The organism is Xanthomonas sp. Leaf148 (assembly GCF_001423585.1).
GTDB lineage: Bacteria > Pseudomonadota > Gammaproteobacteria > Xanthomonadales > Xanthomonadaceae > Xanthomonas.
The window spans coordinates 456526-472884 of record NZ_LMOP01000001.1 but is presented as its reverse complement, the minus strand read 5'-3'; the positions used below and the strand labels follow the sequence as shown (position 1 = coordinate 472884).

Annotated in this window: 13 protein-coding genes; 2 read left to right on the top strand and 11 right to left on the bottom strand. The window is 64.6% G+C overall.

Going from position 1 to position 16359, the window contains the following annotated elements; genetic code table 11:
• Positions 1 to 399: 399 nt before the first annotated feature.
• A complete protein-coding gene (locus tag ASF90_RS01950) occupies positions 400 to 1002 on the bottom strand; it encodes a class I SAM-dependent methyltransferase (protein WP_082473401.1) in 603 nt (200 codons plus the stop codon).
• 74 nt (positions 1003 to 1076) lie between these two features.
• Here ASF90_RS01950 and ASF90_RS01945 point away from each other — a divergent pair, with 74 nt between their 5' ends.
• Positions 1077 to 1523 carry a CopD family protein gene (locus ASF90_RS01945; RefSeq protein ID WP_055845169.1) on the top strand — a complete coding sequence of 149 codons (447 nt, stop codon included), beginning with the start codon at positions 1077 to 1079 and terminating at the stop codon, positions 1521 to 1523.
• A 456-nt stretch (positions 1524 to 1979) separates the two neighbouring features.
• Here ASF90_RS01945 and ASF90_RS01940 read toward each other — a convergent pair whose 3' ends face one another.
• The 8 genes from ASF90_RS01940 to lpxD all read right to left on the bottom strand — a co-directional run bounded on the left by ASF90_RS01940 (position 1980) and on the right by lpxD (position 12163).
• Positions 1980 to 2735 (bottom strand): tetratricopeptide repeat protein, encoded by a 756-nt coding sequence (locus ASF90_RS01940; RefSeq protein ID WP_055845166.1) that lies wholly within the window; start codon positions 2733 to 2735, stop codon positions 1980 to 1982.
• Positions 2736 to 2799: 64 nt separating this feature from the next.
• Complete coding sequence (locus ASF90_RS01935; RefSeq protein WP_055845163.1) at positions 2800 to 3759, bottom strand: acetyl-CoA carboxylase carboxyltransferase subunit alpha; 960 nt, start codon at positions 3757 to 3759, stop codon at positions 2800 to 2802.
• A 185-nt stretch (positions 3760 to 3944) separates the two neighbouring features.
• A complete protein-coding gene (dnaE, locus tag ASF90_RS01930; RefSeq protein ID WP_055845160.1) occupies positions 3945 to 7535 on the bottom strand; it encodes a DNA polymerase III subunit alpha in 3591 nt (1196 codons plus the stop codon).
• Positions 7536 to 7818: 283 nt separating this feature from the next.
• Positions 7819 to 8484, bottom strand: coding sequence for a ribonuclease HII (locus tag ASF90_RS01925; RefSeq protein ID WP_236699192.1), 666 nt, complete (start codon positions 8482 to 8484; stop codon positions 7819 to 7821).
• A gap of 77 nt (positions 8485 to 8561) precedes the next feature.
• Positions 8562 to 9848 carry a lipid-A-disaccharide synthase gene (gene lpxB / locus ASF90_RS01920; protein WP_055845155.1) on the bottom strand — a complete coding sequence of 429 codons (1287 nt, stop codon included), beginning with the start codon at positions 9846 to 9848 and terminating at the stop codon, positions 8562 to 8564.
• Between the two features lie 29 nt (positions 9849 to 9877).
• The gene (gene lpxA, locus ASF90_RS01915; protein ID WP_055845151.1) at positions 9878 to 10669 is read right to left on the bottom strand and encodes an acyl-ACP--UDP-N-acetylglucosamine O-acyltransferase; all 792 of its coding nucleotides are present in this window, start codon (positions 10667 to 10669) and stop codon (positions 9878 to 9880) included.
• 25 nt (positions 10670 to 10694) lie between these two features.
• The gene (gene fabZ, locus ASF90_RS01910) at positions 10695 to 11153 is read right to left on the bottom strand and encodes a 3-hydroxyacyl-ACP dehydratase FabZ (protein WP_055845149.1); all 459 of its coding nucleotides are present in this window, start codon (positions 11151 to 11153) and stop codon (positions 10695 to 10697) included.
• On the bottom strand, positions 11150 to 12163 hold the full coding sequence (gene lpxD / locus ASF90_RS01905) for a UDP-3-O-(3-hydroxymyristoyl)glucosamine N-acyltransferase (RefSeq protein ID WP_055845145.1): 1014 nt from the start codon (positions 12161 to 12163) through the stop codon (positions 11150 to 11152). Before lpxD ends, fabZ begins: the two co-directional genes overlap by 4 nt.
• A 127-nt stretch (positions 12164 to 12290) precedes the next feature.
• Between lpxD and ASF90_RS01900 the strand changes: the two genes are divergently transcribed.
• Positions 12291 to 12482: a hypothetical protein gene (locus ASF90_RS01900; protein ID WP_055845143.1), complete on the top strand. Its 192-nt coding sequence runs from the start codon at positions 12291 to 12293 to the stop codon at positions 12480 to 12482.
• A 75-nt stretch (positions 12483 to 12557) separates the two neighbouring features.
• On the opposite strand, the gene bamA is transcribed toward ASF90_RS01900, so the two are convergent.
• Together bamA and rseP are read right to left on the bottom strand one after the other, a co-directional pair.
• Positions 12558 to 14924, bottom strand: a complete 2367-nt coding sequence (gene bamA / locus ASF90_RS01895; RefSeq protein ID WP_055845140.1) for an outer membrane protein assembly factor BamA — start codon at positions 14922 to 14924, stop codon at positions 12558 to 12560.
• Positions 14925 to 15007: 83 nt separating this feature from the next.
• A complete protein-coding gene (rseP, locus tag ASF90_RS01890; RefSeq protein ID WP_055845138.1) occupies positions 15008 to 16354 on the bottom strand; it encodes an RIP metalloprotease RseP in 1347 nt (448 codons plus the stop codon).
• Positions 16355 to 16359: the final 5 nt, after the last annotated feature.

Genomic DNA, 16359 nt, shown 5'->3' with positions numbered 1-16359 from the left:
TAATGGGGCTCCGGACGGTAGAGGCTGTCACAAAAGCTAGGGCAGGCGTAAGCAGCTTTAGCTGCCGCTGGTCGTGGCCTTTCGAGCGGCTTCGCACGGCTTGAAGATCGCGTTCGCCGGCAGGGTAAGCCTCTGTCTCCCTGCTAGAGAGGGGTGGGTGAGGGTACGGGCGAAGCCACATGTGCATCCAACTTTCTGTGGCTTAATCCGTACCCTCATCCGCCCCTGCGGGGCACCTTCTCCCGGTGGGAGAAGGAACAGCTCGCCGGGCTGGAAGATCGCGCTCGCCCGCAGGGTAACGGCGGGTCTGACAGGAGTAAGCCCTTCTCCCTGCGGGAGATTGGTGAGGGTACGGAGCGACGCTACACACGATAATTGCCTCAAACAGCCAACGTTGCGTCAACCATGCTCCAGCGCCGACGCCTCACCTGCCAACTGCGGCGACAACCAGCAATGCGAACCCAGCGCGGCGAAGCCGACGCTGGCAAAGCGTTTGCGATACCAGCGCGCCGGGCGTGGTTGGAAGCCGTCGTGGTCGCCTTCGAATGCGTCTTCCTGCGCAAAGGTCTCCAGAAACGCCACGCCTGCGCACATGTCGGCCAGCCCCGGCAGGCCCTGGTTGAATTCGCGCGTGGGCACGTAATGCAGCACGTCCGAGCAGATCAGCAGGTCCACCGGTGCGCAGGGACGTAGCCAGGCGAAATCGCCAAAGCGGGCAGGGTGGATCTGACGGCTGCGTCCGTAGCGCTGCAAGGCGTATGCGCTGCTGTCGAAGCCCAGATAGCTGAGCTTGGGCCGCAGCGCCAGCAAGGGGGCACGCCAGGCAGCTTCGCCGCAGCCGATATCCAGCACGCTGCGGATCGGCCGCTCCAGGTAGTACTCGGCCTGTGTGACGGCGAGTGCGACCTTGCGTCGCAGCCGGGCCGGGTCGGCCAGCCCGGCATCGCGGTACCAGCGGCGGAAATACTGGGCGTCGTACTGTTTTTCGTCTGACTGCTGCATGGGGCTCAGCTGCTTTCGCGTGCGCGGATAGGTGAAAATGCGGGTCATCCTACGCGAGCCAGCGGAGCCAGCGCATGACCCTGTATTTGTGGATCAAGACCTTCCATCTGTTGTTCGTGATCGCCTGGATGGCAGCGGTGTTCTACCTGCCGCGCATTCTGGTCAACATCGCCGAAGCCGGCAGCGAACCCTCCGTGCGTGCACGGCTGGTGCTGATGGGCCGCCGCCTCTACAGGTTCGGCCACAGCATGCTCGGTCTGGCGCTGCTGCTGGGCGCGGTGCTGTGGCAAGGCTACCGGGTGATTCCAAATTTCCCCACGATGGTGACCGGCGGCTGGCTGCACGCCAAGCTGTTCGCGGTGGCGTTGATCCTGGCGCACTACATTGTGGCCGGACGCTGGTTGAAGGGCGTGGATCAGGGCCGTGCGGTCCCGAGCGGTCGGGCGTTGCGCTTGTTCAACGAGGTGCCGGTGATTCTGCTGGTCGGCGTGATCTGGCTGGTGCTGGCCAAGCCTTTTTAAGCGGTGATGCGCGCAAGGCGGCGTGGAGCGGCTACCAAAACATGGCGAGCAATGGTCCGGTAGGCGTGGACGGCGGGCCATGAGCACGATTATCCGTGTAGTACAGGCCGCACCGCGCAGCCGCCGCGCCTGCCTGGCGGGAAGCGCAGTAGGGTTGCTAGCTGCTCTTGGCGTCGCCTTGGCGGCATGCGCCAGGTGCTGAAGTCGCCGCGACGCAGGCACATCGACGGATGCCGATGCGTTCGCTGGAAAAAACACTGCGGGCTGGCGTAGCACTGCCAGCAGTGTGCCCGTGCGCTGCACGCTCTGCAGCGATCGCGCAGCACTTCCGGACAAGCAACACCATGCTCGTCATTGGCGATATCCCGCAGCGGAGTGCGATTGGCTTGCGCTACATCTACGCAGCCAGTGCGCCAGCATCGCGACGGATAGGCGCACGCAAAACGCAGGCCTGACTCAGGCGATCGAACTCAACTCGCTTAGACCCTTGCGTGCCTGATCGATCCAGCTGCGTTGCTCGCGCTGGTAATGTTTGGGCGAGGCCGCAGCGCGACGCACCACCTGGTCGAACACGGCCTTGGCTTCCTCCGGACGCGCGGCGCGTTTTAGTAGCTGCGCATAGCGCACGCGTGCTTCTTCGCCTGGGTAGCCCTGCACCAGCGTCTCGTACTCGTGCAGCGCTTCTTCGATGGTGCCGCTGCTTTCCACCGCGCGGGCGTACAGCAGATGCCCGTCATGCGAGCGGAAGTTGGGGTTCGCGGCGATCAAGGCATCCAGGGTCTGGCGTGCCTGCGCGGCATTGCCAAGACCGAACTGCGCCTGCGCCAGCCCCAGCATCAGGTCCGGGTCGTCGCGATACAGGCCGCGCAAGGCGCCTTCGTACACCTCGGCGGCCTGCGCATAGTTGCCCTGCTCAAGCAGCGTGCGTGCCAGCTGGCGGCGGTTTTCCGGGGTGTCGGAGACATCCAGTTTGCGGGCGGCATCGCGCTGGTCGCGCTGCGGGTCCAGCTTCCGGCGCACGCGCTGCAAGCCACGACGTGCGGTCGGGTCGTTACGCATGTCCGGGATGACCGCGACAAACGCGTAGATCAACACCGCCAGATACGAAAACGTCAGCAGGATCAAGATCCAGTACAGCGGCCGGCCGCTGCGCACGACATGCACGCAGCAGGCGATTTGCAACACGATCGACAGAAGAATGAGTGGGCTCATGCCGGTAGGAGTCCTTGTCCTTGGTGCAAGTTCCTTAAGGCTCCGCCACGCGGAGCCGCAGGATTCAGTTTCCTTCGTAGGCGCCGTAGCTGCGCAGACGCTCGTAGCGTTGTTGCAGCAGTGCTTCGACCGGGATTTTCTCCAGCGCGTCCATCTCGTTGAGCAGCACGGCCTTCAGACGCTTGCCCATCTGCTCGGGATTGCGGTGTGCGCCGCCAGTAGGCTCACGGATCACCTTGTCGACCAGACCCAGGCCCTTGAGGCGCTTGGCGGTGAGGCCGAGCTGTTCGGCGGCGTCCTTGGCCTTGCCCGCATCCTTCCACAGGATCGATGCGCAGCCTTCGGGCGAAATCACCGAGTAGGTGCCGTATTCCAGCATCAGGGTGCGGTCGCCGACACCGATGGCCAGCGCGCCACCGGAGCCGCCTTCGCCGATCACGGTGCAGATCACCGGGACTTTCAGCTCGGCCATTTCCAGCAGGTTGCGCGCAATCGCTTCGGACTGGCCGCGTTCTTCGGCACCGATGCCGGGATACGCGCCGGGGGTGTCGATGAAGGTCAGCAACGGCAGACGGAAGCGCTCGGCCAGCTTCATCAGGCGCAGCGCCTTGCGGTAACCCTCCGGACGCGGCATGCCGAAGTTGCGCGCCACCTTGGTCTTGGTGTCGCGGCCCTTCTGGTGCCCGATGATGACCACCGGGCGGCCGTCGATGCGGCCCAGGCCACCGACAATGGCCTTGTCGTCGGCATAGGCGCGGTCGCCGGCCAGTTCCTGGAATTCGTCGCAGATGGTGTTGATGTAGTCCAGCGTGTAGGGGCGCTGCGGGTGGCGCGCCAGCTGCGAGATCTGCCACGACGACAGGTCGCGGAAGATCTGTGCGGTGCGCACGCGAGCCTTGTCGCGCAGCGCCCGTACCTCGGTCTCCACATTGACTGCAGGCCCGGTACTGGCGTTGCGCAGTTCCTGGATCTTGGCTTCCAGATCGGCGATGGGTTGCTCGAAGTCGAGGTAGTTAGGATTCATGCAATGGCGTCGTCAACGTAAGGCGGGGAGTGTAGCGGAAGCGATGTCTGCGGCCCGTACGGAGCCGTTCGGTAGCAGGGATTGGGCATTGGGAATTCGGGATTTGCAACGGCGGTCTACGGCCGTACTGAAGCCGTGGTACTGCTCCTGCGAATCTCCAATCCCGAATCCCCAATCCCAGCCCCTCACGCCCACGGTGGGCTGTACTTGATCTTCAACGTGCGCACCGCCGGATCGGCGCGCAGACTGTCCATCAGGTGCTGGTCGATGCGCACCGAGTTGCTGCCATTGAGGTCGAGCATGCCGGCGACGCCGCCGCCGGGGGCGCGCAGCAGCAGGTCCAGACGTAGCGGCGTCTTGCCGGGGCGGTGCTTGGCCAGCAGGGCATCGATGCGCTTGAAGGCCTGCTTTTCACGCAGATCCAGGCGCAGCGACAGCCGTTGCGCATGCTCGGCGCAGATCTGCTCGTAGTCCCAGCATTGGCGAATACGCAGGCTGTAGCCGCCGTTGAATTCGTCCTCGCGCAGGCCGCCCTTGACGATCAGGATGCGGTCGCGGGTGAGCAGGTGGCCGAACTCGGCCATCGCATCGGAGAACGCGCTGCATTCCACCCGCCCGCGGCCATCTTCCAGCTGCACGAAGACCTGGCTGTCGCCCTTGCGGCGCACGCCGATCACCTGGCCGGCCAGAATGGCGCTGACTTCCGGGCGCCAGGCGCGTTTTTCGCCATCGCCGCCACCCCCGCCGCCGCCGCGTTGCTGCGAGGCCAGGATCTTTTCCAGCGACCCAAGATCGCAGCCGACCAGCTCGCGGACTTCGTCGCGGTGCGGGTCGAACGGGTGGCCACTGAGATAGAAACCCAGCGTTTCGCGCTCGCCGGTGAGCAATTGGCCCAGTGGCCATTCCTTGCTTTCGGGCAGGTCCAGACGCAGCGCCGGCGCACTTGTATCTGCGCCGCCGAACAGTGAGTTCTGACCGGATGCGCGTTCGCGCGCCATCTGCTCGGTCGCCTTCATCACTTCCGGCAATTGCAGCATCAGCGAGGCGCGGTTGCTGCCCAGGCCATCCATCGCGCCGGCATTGATCATCGCTTCCAGCGTGCGGCGGTTGAGCTTTGCGGTGCCTACGCGCGTGCAGAAATCCAGCAACGTGGTGTACGCGCCGCCGCGTTGGCGCTCTTCGACAATCGCCTCGCATGCGCCGTGGCCCACGCCCTTGATCGCGCCCAGACCATATTGAATGGTGTCCGGGGTGGCGGCCTCGAACATATAGGCCGATTCGTTGACGCGCGGCGGCTTGACGGTGAGGCCGAGGTTGCGCACCTCATCGAGAAAGCCGACCACCTTGTCGGTGTTGTCCATGTCCGAGGACAGCGTCGCGGCCATGAATTCGGCCGGGTAATGGCGTTTCAGCCACGCGGTCTGGTAGCTGACCAGTGCGTAGGCGGCGGCGTGCGACTTGTTGAAGCCGTAGCCGGCGAACTTCTCCATCAGGTCGAAGATTTCGTCGGCCTTGGCCGCGCTCACGCCGCCCTTGGCCGCACCTTCGCGGAAGATTTCGCGGTGCTTGGCCATTTCGGCCGGCACCTTCTTGCCCATCGCACGACGCAGCAGGTCGGCGCCGCCCAGCGAATAATCGCCGACGATCTGCGCCATCTGCATCACCTGCTCCTGATACACCATGATGCCGTAGGTGTCTTTCAGGATCGCTTCGGTGCGCGGATCCGGGTAGATGATCTCCTGCTGGCCGTGCTTACGCGCGTTGAAGTCCGGGATCAGGTCCATCGGGCCGGGGCGGTACAGCGACACCAGCGCGATCAGGTCTTCGAAACGGTCCGGGCGCGCGTCCTTGAGCAGGCGGCGCATGCCCGAGGATTCGAACTGGAATACCGCACCGGTGTTGCCCGAGGCGAACACGCCCTTGTAGGTGGGCACGTCGTCGAGCGGAATGGTGGTGATGTCGACCGGGTCGATGCCGGCGCGCGCGTGGCGCACGTTGATCGCCTTGACCGCCCAGTCGATGATGGTCAGCGTGCGCAGGCCGAGGAAGTCGAACTTCACCAGGCCCACCGCTTCGACGTCGTCCTTGTCGAACTGGGTGACCGGATTCTTGCCGCGGCCGTCTTCGTCGTGTTCGGCGAACAGCGGGCAGAATTCGCTCAGCGGTTCGGGCGCGATCACCACGCCACCGGCGTGCTTGCCGGCGTTGCGGGTGAGATCTTCGAGCTGGCGCGCCAGGTCTATCAGGTCGCGTACGTCGTCTTCGACCTGATAGCGCTGGATCAGATCCGGAGAGGCCATCTCCGAGTCCTTGCCTTCGCCCATCGCATCCTTGAGCGTGATGCCCAGGATGTTGGGGATCAGCTTGGCGACGCTGTCGACCAGACCATAGGTGAAGCCAAGCACGCGCCCGGCGTCGCGCACCACCGCCTTGGCGGCCATGGTGCCGTAGGTGATGATCTGGCTAACCCGCTCGCGGCCGTACTTGCGCGCCACGTAGTCGATGACTTCGTCGCGGCGATCCATGCAGAAGTCGATGTCGAAGTCGGGCATCGACACGCGCTCTGGATTCAAGAAGCGCTCGAACAGCAGGTTGTACGGCAGCGGGTCCAGATCGGTGATCTGCAGCGCCCAGGCCACCAGCGAACCGGCACCGGAACCGCGGCCCGGGCCGATCGGGATGCCCTGATTTTTGCCCCACTGGATGAAGTCGGCAACGATCAGGAAGTAGCCGGGGAAGCCCATCTTGATGATGGTGTCCAGCTCGAATTCGAGCCGGTCGACATAGTCCTGGCGAATCTTGCCGGGCGCGATCGGGCTCTTTTCCAGGCGCGCGGCCAGACCGTCGCGCGACTGGCTGCGGATCCAGCTGTCCAGCGTCTCGTCTTCGGGCACCGGATAGGCGGGCAGGAAGTAGGTGCCCAGGCGCATCTCGATGTTGCAGCGCTGCGCCAGCGCATGCGTGTTGTCGATCGCATCGGGCACATCGGCGAACAGCGCGGCCATTTCATCGCCGGACTTCAGGTACTGCTGGTCGCTGTAGTCGCGCGGGCGCTTGGGGTCGTCCAGCACGCGGCCGGAGGAAATGCACACGCGCGCCTCGTGCGCATTGAAGTCGCTGGCATACAGAAAGCGCACATCGTTGCTGGCCACCACCGGCAGCCCGCGCACGCCGGCGGCATGCAGGGCGAACTGGTTGAAGCGTTCTTCGCCCTCGCGCCCGGTGCGGGTTAGCTCCAGGTGCAGGCCATCGCCGAACACACGTTGCCAGTCGGCGAGCTGTTGCTCGGCCAGATCGGCGCGGCCCTCGGAAAACAGGCGGCCGGCCAGGCTGTCGCGGCCGGCCAGGGCGAACAGGTTGGCGTGCCCGGCCTGCAGCCATTCCGGGTGGATCGCCACGCCGCCTTCGGGGCGGTGGCCTTCCATCCAGGCGCGCGTCAGCAGCCGCGACAGGCTCAGGTAGCCCTCGCGGTCGCGGCACAGCAGGGTCATGCGCCAGGGCGTCATGTCCGGGGTGGCGATCATCACGTCGGCGCCGGCAATCGGCTTGATGCCGACGCCTTCGGCGGCCTTGTAGAACTTGACCAGCGCAAACAGGTTATTGAGGTCGGTGACCGCCAGTGATGGCATGTCGAGCTCGACCGCGCGGCTCAGCAGGTTGGCCTGCTTGGCCTTTTTCGGGTCAGCCTGATCCGGTTTCTCGGGCACGCGGATAGTGGAATCCGCCAACGAGAACTCGGTGTGGACGTGCAGATGGACGAAACGGGAAGTGGACATGCGAGACCGGAATAATGCGCGGTCAGGGTACCGGCGGGGGCGGGGACGAACAAGGCTTGACAGGTGGGTGCGGGACGCGGGATCGGCCAGCAGGGACCCGGAAAAGCGCTGAATCGCCAGCTGCCGGGGCCTTGGGGAGGCATTTGGCTGATGAGGAATTCAGGTTCTTTGCAGGTAGAACGATCCATGCCTGCAACCCCATCGACGGATTGCACAATGTGCAGATGTTCCGATCACAGGTCCCGAGGAGAAACCAAACCAACGGTGCCAAAACGCCCGCCGCCTATGGCCGGACAACCAGCTCCACGACCTGCAGCTGTTGCGGGTCGCCGGTCCCTGGTCCCGGGGACCGGCTTTCACGGCCTTCCAGCGCCAGCCGCACCGGCGCAAAGCTGCGGCGATGCTGCGGACACGGCCCATGGGTGCGCAGCGCGGTCAGATGCACCGGCGTGGCATAGCCCTTGTGCTGGTCGAAGCGGTATTCGGGATGCTGCGCGTGCAGTTCGTGCATCAGGCGATCGCGGGTGACCTTGGCCACGATCGAGGCGGCCATGATGGCGCGGTCCAGCGCGTCGCCGCCGATCAGCGCCTCGGCCGGGCAGGGTAGTCCCTTGGGCACACGGTTGCCGTCGATGCGCGCAAACCCGGCCACGTGCGCCACGCCTTCCACCGCCCGCCGCATGCCAAGCATGGTGGCCTGGTAGATGTTGATGCGGTCGATTTCTTCGCTGTCGATCAACACCACCGACCACGCCAGCGCCCGGTCGACGATGCGCGCATACAACTGCTCGCGGCACTCGGCAGTTAGTTGCTTGGAATCGTCCAGCCCGTTGATGCGCGGCTTGCTCGGGTCGAACACCACCGCCGCCACCGCCACCGGCCCGGCGAGCGGCCCCCGGCCGGCTTCGTCGACGCCGGCGATCAAGAGCCGGGATTGGGGATTGGGCATTTGGGATTGGCCGAACAACGGCGATTGGCGTTGTTCGGCGTTCTCGCCCAAGGGCAATGTGGATGGAGCAGCGATTTTCATGCCGTGGCTCCTGACGAATCCCGACTCCCCACTCTCGAATCCCCGCCCTCAAGCAGCTCTGCCACCGCATCGGCTGCGCGTGCGGAGGCGTCGCGGCGGAGTTCGGCGTGCAGGGCCAGATAACGCGGTTGCAGGGCGGCGACCTTGTCCGGGTGCTTGAACCAATCCAGCAGCGCGACACACAGCCGTTCCGGAGTGCAGTCGTCCTGCATCAGCTCGGGGGCGAGGTCGGCGTTGGCCAGGATGTTGGGCAGCGCGTAGCGGTTGACCTTGAGCAAGCCCAGCGTCTTGACGATGCGATAAGTCAGCGGCGCGACCTTGTAGCCGACCACCATCGGCCGCTTGACCAGCATCGCCTCCAGCGTGGCGGTGCCCGAGGCCAGCAGCACCACATCGGCCGCCAGCATGGCGGTGCGCGCCTGGCCGTCGAGCAGGTGCGAGCGCATCACCGGCAACGAACTGCGCGACAGCTGTTCAGCCAGCAACTGCTTGCAGCCCGGGTTGGCGGCGGGGACCAGCACATGCAGGTTGGGCAGGTGCTCGGAGACCAGCCAGGCGGCCTGGAAGAAGGTGTCGCCCAGCTTGCTGATTTCGCCATGCCGGCTGCCCGGCAGCACCGCCAGCACGGTGCTGGAGGCGGAAATTCCCAATGTGGCGCGGGCCGCCTCGCGGTCGGCCTTGTAAGCGATGTCGTCGGCCATGGGGTGACCGACAAAGCGCGCATCCACGCCGTGCTTGGCGTAGATCGGCGGCTCCATCGGGAACAGGCACAGCACCAGGTCGGCGCTGGCGCCGATCTTCTCGGCACGTTTCTCGCGCCATGCCCACACCGACGGGCTGACGTAGTGCACGGTGCGAATGCCGCGCTGCTTGAGCCAGCGTTCGACCGGCAGATTGAAATCCGGCGCATCGATGCCGATGAACACGTCCGGTTTCCACGCCAGCACGCGCTCGCGGAAGGCGCGGCGCAGCTTCAGCAGGCGCGGCAGATGGCGTAGTACTTCGGTCAGCCCCATCACCGCCAGCTCGCTTGCATCGAACCAGGTCTGGCACCCGGCACCGCGCATCGCATCGCCACCGATACCCGCGAATTCCGCATCGGGATACCGTAGCCGCAACTGCGCAATCAGCCCGGCGCCCAGGATGTCGCCGGAGGCTTCGCCGGCGATCAGGGCGATGCGGGGGGCGCGCTTGCGCGCGCCGGGAATCGGGAGTGGGGAATGGGGAATCGGTCGTGCAGTCGGAACGCTGCCGACCGACGGGCCGTTGCGCTGGCCGTCCACGATTCCCGATTCCCGATTCCCGATTCCCGTCATCGCAGCAACGGCCTTTCTGCCGCTTCGATGAACTCAAGCATGCCGCGGACGTCTTCGCTGTCCTTGGCTTGTTCGGCCAGTTGCAACTTGGCGTCGGCCAGCGGCAGGCCGGCGACGTACAGCGTGCGGTAGGCGCGCTTGATGGCGGTGATGCGCTCGGCATCGAAGCCGCGGCGCTTGAGGCCTTCGCTGTTGATGCCGCGCGGGCGGCCCAGCGACTCGCTGCCGACCATGGTGAACGGCGGCACGTCGCCGTTGGTCAGCGCGCCCATGCCCAGGAAGGCGTGTGCGCCGATACGGCAGAACTGATGCGCGCCGGCAAAGCCGCTGATGATCACGTAATCGCCCACGGTGACATGGCCGGCCAGCGTGGTGTTGTTGGAGAACACGCAGTGGTTGCCGACATGGCAGTCGTGCGCCACATGCGTGTAGGCCAGCATCCAGTTGTCGTTGCCGACCACGGTGATGCCGCCGCCGCCGCCGGTGCCGCGATTGATGGTGACGAATTCGCGGATCACGTTGCCGTCGCCGATCGTAAGCTCGGTACGCTCGCCGGCGTACTTCTTGTCCTGCGGTTCGCCGCCGATCGCCGCATGCCCGATGAAGCGGTTGTTGCGGCCGATCCGGGTCGGGCCGTGGATCGAGCAATGCGGCCCCACCTCGGTCCCGGCACCGATGTGGACATCGGCGCCGATCAGGCAGAACGCGCCAACGCGCACATCGTCGGCCAGTTGCGCCGACGGGTCGATGACGGCGGTGGGATGAATCAAAGGTGTCGAATCACGCATCGTGTCTCACTCCGGGAGCGGGTCATTACCTGGCGCCGGCGCACATCACCTCGGCACTGGCCACAATTTCGCCGTTGACCTTGGCCTCGCCATAGAAGCATCCCACATTGCGGATCAGGCGCTTCATCTGCACCTCCATGATCAGCACATCGCCGGGGACCACCTGCTTGTTGAAGCGCGCATTGTCCACCTTGACCATGTAGAACAGCTGGGACAACGCATCGCGGCCCAGGCCGAGCTGGGTCATCACGCCACCGACCTGCGCCAGCGCTTCGATGATCAACACGCCCGGCATCACCGGACGGTTCGGGAAGTGGCCCTGGAAGAACGGCTCGTTGATGCTGACGTTCTTCTGCCCGACGATGCGCTTGGCTTCCAGGTCTAGTTCGATGACCCGGTCGACCAGCAGAAACGGGTAGCGGTGCGGGATCAGCGTCTGGATCTGATTGACGTCGATCGGCAGCTCGTAAACGGGGTAACTCATGCGTTCTCCTTGCCCACAGCCAGGATGCGCCTTGCCAGCGCATCGAGTTGTTTGAAGCGCGCGGCATTCTTGCGCCACGTGCGATTGTCGGTGAGAGGGGTGCCAGACGAATATTCGCCCGGCTCATGGATGGAATTGCGCACCACCGACTTGCCGGTGATCACGACCTTGTCGCAGATCTCCAGGTGGCCGACCACGCCGACATGCCCGCCGAGCAGGCAATAGCGGCCGATCTTGGCGCTGCCGGCAATGCCGGTGCAGCCGGCGATCGCGCTGTGCGCGCCGATCCGGCAGTTGTGGGCAATCTGCACCAGGTTATCCACGCGCACGTCTTCTTCCAGCACGGTGTCTTCCAGCGCGCCGCGGTCGATGCAGGTGTTGGCGCCAATCTCGCAGTCGTCGCCGATCACCACACCGCCCAGCTGCGGCACCTTGATCCAGTGGCCGGCATCCATCGCCAGGCCGAACCCATCGGCGCCGATCACTGCGCCGGGATGAATCCGCACGCGCTTGCCCAGCCGCACCCGGGTGACCAGGGTGACGCGGGCGATCAGCTCGCTGCCATCGTCCACCACGCAGTCTTCGCCGATGATGCTGCCGGTGCCGATGATGCAGCCATCGCCCACGCGGCTGCGCGCACCGATGCTGACGAACGGGCCAACATGCGCGCCAGGCGACACCTGTGCGCTGGGGTCGATCACCGCCAAGGGATGAATGCCGGGCTCGCGCACCGGCGCCACATCGAACAACGCGGCGATCTTGGCGAATGCGGTGTACGGGTCCTTGGCAACCAGCACGGTGCTGTGCGCCGCCTCGGCGTCCTCGGCGCGCACCACCACCACGGCAGCCTGTGTGTCAGCCAACTGCGGCCGATAGCGAGGGTTGGACAGGAAGCTCAGCTGGCCCGCTCCGGCGTGCGCCAGCGTCGCCACCCCGGTGACCTCGGTCGCGCCGTCGCCCACGACGGTCAGACCAAATTGTTCGGCAATCGCACTGGCAGTCAGGGGCATCAGGTGAACCTCGCGTAAACAGTAAGTGGCTGTTTTTACGGAAAAAAAACATCGCCAAAAATTCGCTAAACAGTCAGGCGTATCTGTTGCCTGGCCGCAACCGAGCGGCTAACCCAGGAAGAAGCATATGAAAACTCTCCTCTCCATGTTCGCTGGCGTGGTCCTGCTGGGCGCAGTCAGCAGCGCCTCGGCCGATGATTTCGCGCAGGAGCGTGCCGACGCTCATAACTTCTGGGACCAGCAGGTCCAGTGTGTGGATACATCCGATTGGAGCGGGACGGCGAGCTGTCTGAGCACGTTGTTCCAGAGCTACTTCTGAGCCTGTAACACCTCAGGCATGACAGACAAACAATGGCGGCCCGATCAGTCGGGCCGCCATTGTTTTGCGTGCGTCTTAGAACTGGCCGCCGAAGGTGAACTGCAGGCGCTCGATCTCGTCGTTGTCTTCCTTCTTCAGCGGGAACGCGTAGCTGATCGAGATGGGGCCGACCGGGGCGCGCCACAACAGCGCCACACCGGTGGAGGCGCGCAACTCGTTGGCCTTGAAGTTGTCCACGCCGTCGTACACGTTACCGAAGTCGAAGAACGCGGAGATGCGCGCCGACGGGCTGTCGAACAGCTTCGGGAAGTACATTTCCACCGAGCCGACGGTCTTGAACGACCCACCCAGCGGCTGACCGCGGTTGAATCCGTTGATCGGCTCCGAGCGCGGACCCAGGGTGTTGTCTTCGAAGCCGCGCACCGAGTTGGTACCGCCGGCGTAGAAGTTCTCGTAGAACGGCAGCCCGGTCGCAGTGATGGTGCGCGAAGTGCCATTGGGGCCGGCCACTACGCGTGTGCTGTCATTGCCATAGCTATCGCCGTAACCCAGCTCGAAGCGCGTGTTCAACACCAGCGCCGGGATGATCGGCCAATAGTTGGAGATCTGGTAGTTGAGCTTGTAGTACTCGACCGTGGAGCCGGGCAGGGTGGTTTCCAGGCCGACGCGCTGGTACATGCCGCGGGTTGGCATGAAGAAGTCGTTGCGGGTGTCGCGCGCCCAGCCCAGCTCGCTGCGCCAGGCATGGAAGGTGCGCGTGCCGATCGCATCGATGTAATCGACGATCGCCTGCGGCGTGGTGCCCGGGAACGTGGTGATCTGGTTGCTGTCGATGCCGATCATTGCCGAGACGGTGTCGTTCTCGGTGATCGGCACGCCGAACACCACCTGCGCCGAGCCGTTCTTGCTGTTGAACTGCGCGGTGTTGAAGTCCGAGTAATCCAGCGAGCGCCACGACAGGTTGTAGCCCAGCGACACGCCATCGTCGGTAAAGAACGGGTTGGTATAGGAGAACGCGTAACGCTGCTGGAAGGTGCTGCGCGAGGCTTCCACCGCCACCCGGTTACCGCCGCCCAGGAAGTTGTTCTGCGACAACTGCACCGAGGTGGTCACACCGAAGCTCTGCGAATAACCCAGGCCGAACACGAAGCTGCCGGAAGTGGTTTCCTTGACGTCGTAGATCACGTCCACCTGGTCGTTGCTGCCAGGCACCGCCGGGGTTTCCACGTTCACCGACTCGAAGTAGCCCAGGCGCTGCAGACGGATCTTGGAACGGTCGATCGCAGCCTGCGAATACCAGGTGTTTTCGAACTGGCGCATTTCGCGGCGCAACACTTCGTCGGAGGTGCGGCTGTTGCCCTTGTACAGGATCCGGCGCACGGTCACGCGCGGGCCCGGCACCACCTGCAGGTTCACCGCAACGGTGCGGTCCTCGCGGTTCGGCGTCGGAAGCGGGTTGACCTTGGCGAACGCGTAACCGACGTTGCTCAGCGTGTTGGTGATCGCATCGGAGGTGTATTCCAGCAGCGCGCGCGAGAAGATATCGCCGGCCTTGGGAATCACCAGGCGCTCGATATCGGCCTGCGGCAGCACGGTGTCGCCGGTGACCTTGATGTCGGAAATCTTGTACTGCTCGCCCTCGGTGACGCCGGCGCTGACGAACATGTCGCGCTTGTCGGGGCTGATCGCCACCTGGGTGGAGTCGATGCTGAAGTCGACGTAGCCACGGTCCAGGTACCAGGAGTTGAGCTTCTCCAGGTCGCCGGACATCTTTTCCTTGGAGTACTGGTCGTCGCGGCGATACCACGAGGCCCAGTTGTGCTCCTTGGATTCCCAGTTTTCCAGGATGTCTTCGTTGGCGAACTTTTCGGTACCGATCAGGTTGACGTGACGGATCTTGGCCGCCTTGCCTTCCTTGATCGCGATGGCCACATCGACGCGATTACGGTCCAGCGGGCTGACCGTCGGAGTGATCTCAACGTTGTACTTGCCGCGGTTGTTGTACTGACGGGTCAGTTCCTGGGTCACGCGGTCCAGGCTCAGGCGATCGAAGGTGCCGCCTTCGGTCAGGCCGATATCGCCCAGGCCCTTGAGCAGCTCTTCGGACTTGATGTCCTTGTTGCCGGTCACGGTGAGCTTGTTGATCGCCGGGCGTTCCTTGACCGTGATCACCAGGATGTTGCCCTGGCGGTCCAGCTGCACGTCTTCGAAGAAGCCGGTGCGGTACAGCGCCCGGATCGAGTCGGCCACCTTGGTGTCGTCCACGGTGTCGCCGCGGTTCACCGGCAGATAGGTGAACACGGTGCCGGAAGCGATGCGCTGCAGGCCGTCGACGCGGATGTCGCTGGCAACGAACGGCTCTGCGGCCAGGGCAACGGCTGGCAGGCTGAGGCCGGCGGCAAGAGCGAGGGCAAGCAGGCGGCGAGTGGGAAGACGCGTCATGTCACATCCGGTTGGAGTCGATTTCGGGTGTTGCTGGATGCCGACGTATGACGACGACAACAGGCGGAAAGAGTGGAGCAATTTCATCGTGGAACCAGGCCGAGGATGTCGTTGTAGAACGCCAGTCCCATCAACCCGGCCAGAACCGCCAGGCCGACATATTGCCCGGCAATCATGGCCCGTTCGCTGATCGGGCTGCCCTTGACCAACTCAATAAGGTAATACAGCAGATGCCCACCGTCCAAGATCGGGATGGGCATCAGGTTGATGATCGCCAGGCTGAGCGACAGCAAGCCCAGAAAATACAGGAACCAGTCGAGCCCGCGTTCGGCCGAAGCGTTGGCTGCGCGCGCAATCGTGACCGGGCCGGAAATGTTCTTGACCGAGGCCTGGCCGGTCAGCATTCGCTTCATCATGCCCAGCGAATCGGCGGTCATCTTGCCGGTTTCGCGGATGGCTGCCGGCACCGCAGCGAAGATGCCGTACTGCTGGCGACTATCGTATTCCGGCGCCGGCGCGGCGGCGGGGCGGACCCCGATCATCCACTGGCCTTGCGGCGATTTGCGCGGTGCGATTTCCAGCGCCAGGCGGTCTTCGCCGCGCGCCACTTCGATCATGCCCGGCCCGCCATGCGCGCCCAGCGCCTGCACCTGCGGAATGATGTCCTGGGCCGAGCGGATTGGCTGGCCATCGATGGCCACGATGCGATCGCCCGGCTTGAGCAGGCCGTCGGCCACCGAACCTGGCACCACTTCGGCAATCACCGGCGGCTGCAACATGAACTGCCAGCCGATGCCGGCCAGCGATGCCACCCGGCGCTCGTCGAAACCCACCGGCAACTGCGAAAGACGCAAGGTGTGCTCACTGTTGCCGCCACCCTCGACGGCGGTGCGCAGCTGGATATCGCGCTTATCCATGGCCGCAGTGGTGAGCTGCATGCTGGCATCGCTCCAGCTGCTCACGCTGCGTCCGTCGATGCGCACGATGCGCTCGCCCGGTGTCAGCCCCGCTTCGGCGGCCAGACCATCGGCGCGGCCGACGGTGGCCGAATAATCCTGCTTGCCGACCACGAACATTGCCCACAGCATCGCCATGCACAGCAGTAGATTGGCGATTGGGCCGGCCGCGACGATGGCAATACGCTGCCACACCGTCTTGCGATTGAACGCCTGGTCCAGTTCGGCCGGGTGTACGTCGCCTTCGCGCTCGTCGAGCATCTTGACGTAGCCACCCAGCGGGATCGCCGCCACCACGAACTCGGTGCCGTGGCGGTCGCGGCGCATCCACAGCGGCTTGCCAAAGCCCACCGAAAACCGCAGTACCTTGACGCCACAGCGGCGCGCGACCCAGAAGTGTCCGAATTCGTGGAACGTCACCAATAGACCCAGGCTGACGATCATCCACCAGACCGAACCGATGAAATCACCCATGGATG

Bases quoted from the DNA above. Each gene is read 5' to 3' on its own strand.
- bamA (WP_055845140.1), bottom strand. From the start codon at position 14,924: ATGACGCGTCTTCCCACTCGCCGCCTGCTTGCCCTCGCTCTTGCCGCC.
- rseP (WP_055845138.1), bottom strand. From the start codon at position 16,354: ATGGGTGATTTCATCGGTTCGGTCTGGTGGATGATCGTCAGCCTGGGT.
- ASF90_RS01950 (WP_082473401.1), bottom strand. From the start codon at position 1,002: ATGCAGCAGTCAGACGAAAAACAGTACGACGCCCAGTATTTCCGCCGC.
- dnaE (WP_055845160.1), bottom strand. From the start codon at position 7,535: ATGTCCACTTCCCGTTTCGTCCATCTGCACGTCCACACCGAGTTCTCG.
- lpxA (WP_055845151.1), bottom strand. From the start codon at position 10,669: ATGCGTGATTCGACACCTTTGATTCATCCCACCGCCGTCATCGACCCG.
- ASF90_RS01935 (WP_055845163.1), bottom strand. From the start codon at position 3,759: ATGAATCCTAACTACCTCGACTTCGAGCAACCCATCGCCGATCTGGAA.
- ASF90_RS01925 (WP_236699192.1), bottom strand. From the start codon at position 8,484: ATGCCCAATCCCCAATCCCGGCTCTTGATCGCCGGCGTCGACGAAGCC.
- fabZ (WP_055845149.1), bottom strand. From the start codon at position 11,153: ATGAGTTACCCCGTTTACGAGCTGCCGATCGACGTCAATCAGATCCAG.
- ASF90_RS01945 (WP_055845169.1), top strand. From the start codon at position 1,077: ATGACCCTGTATTTGTGGATCAAGACCTTCCATCTGTTGTTCGTGATC.
- lpxD (WP_055845145.1), bottom strand. From the start codon at position 12,163: ATGCCCCTGACTGCCAGTGCGATTGCCGAACAATTTGGTCTGACCGTC.
- ASF90_RS01900 (WP_055845143.1), top strand. From the start codon at position 12,291: ATGAAAACTCTCCTCTCCATGTTCGCTGGCGTGGTCCTGCTGGGCGCA.
- ASF90_RS01940 (WP_055845166.1), bottom strand. From the start codon at position 2,735: ATGAGCCCACTCATTCTTCTGTCGATCGTGTTGCAAATCGCCTGCTGC.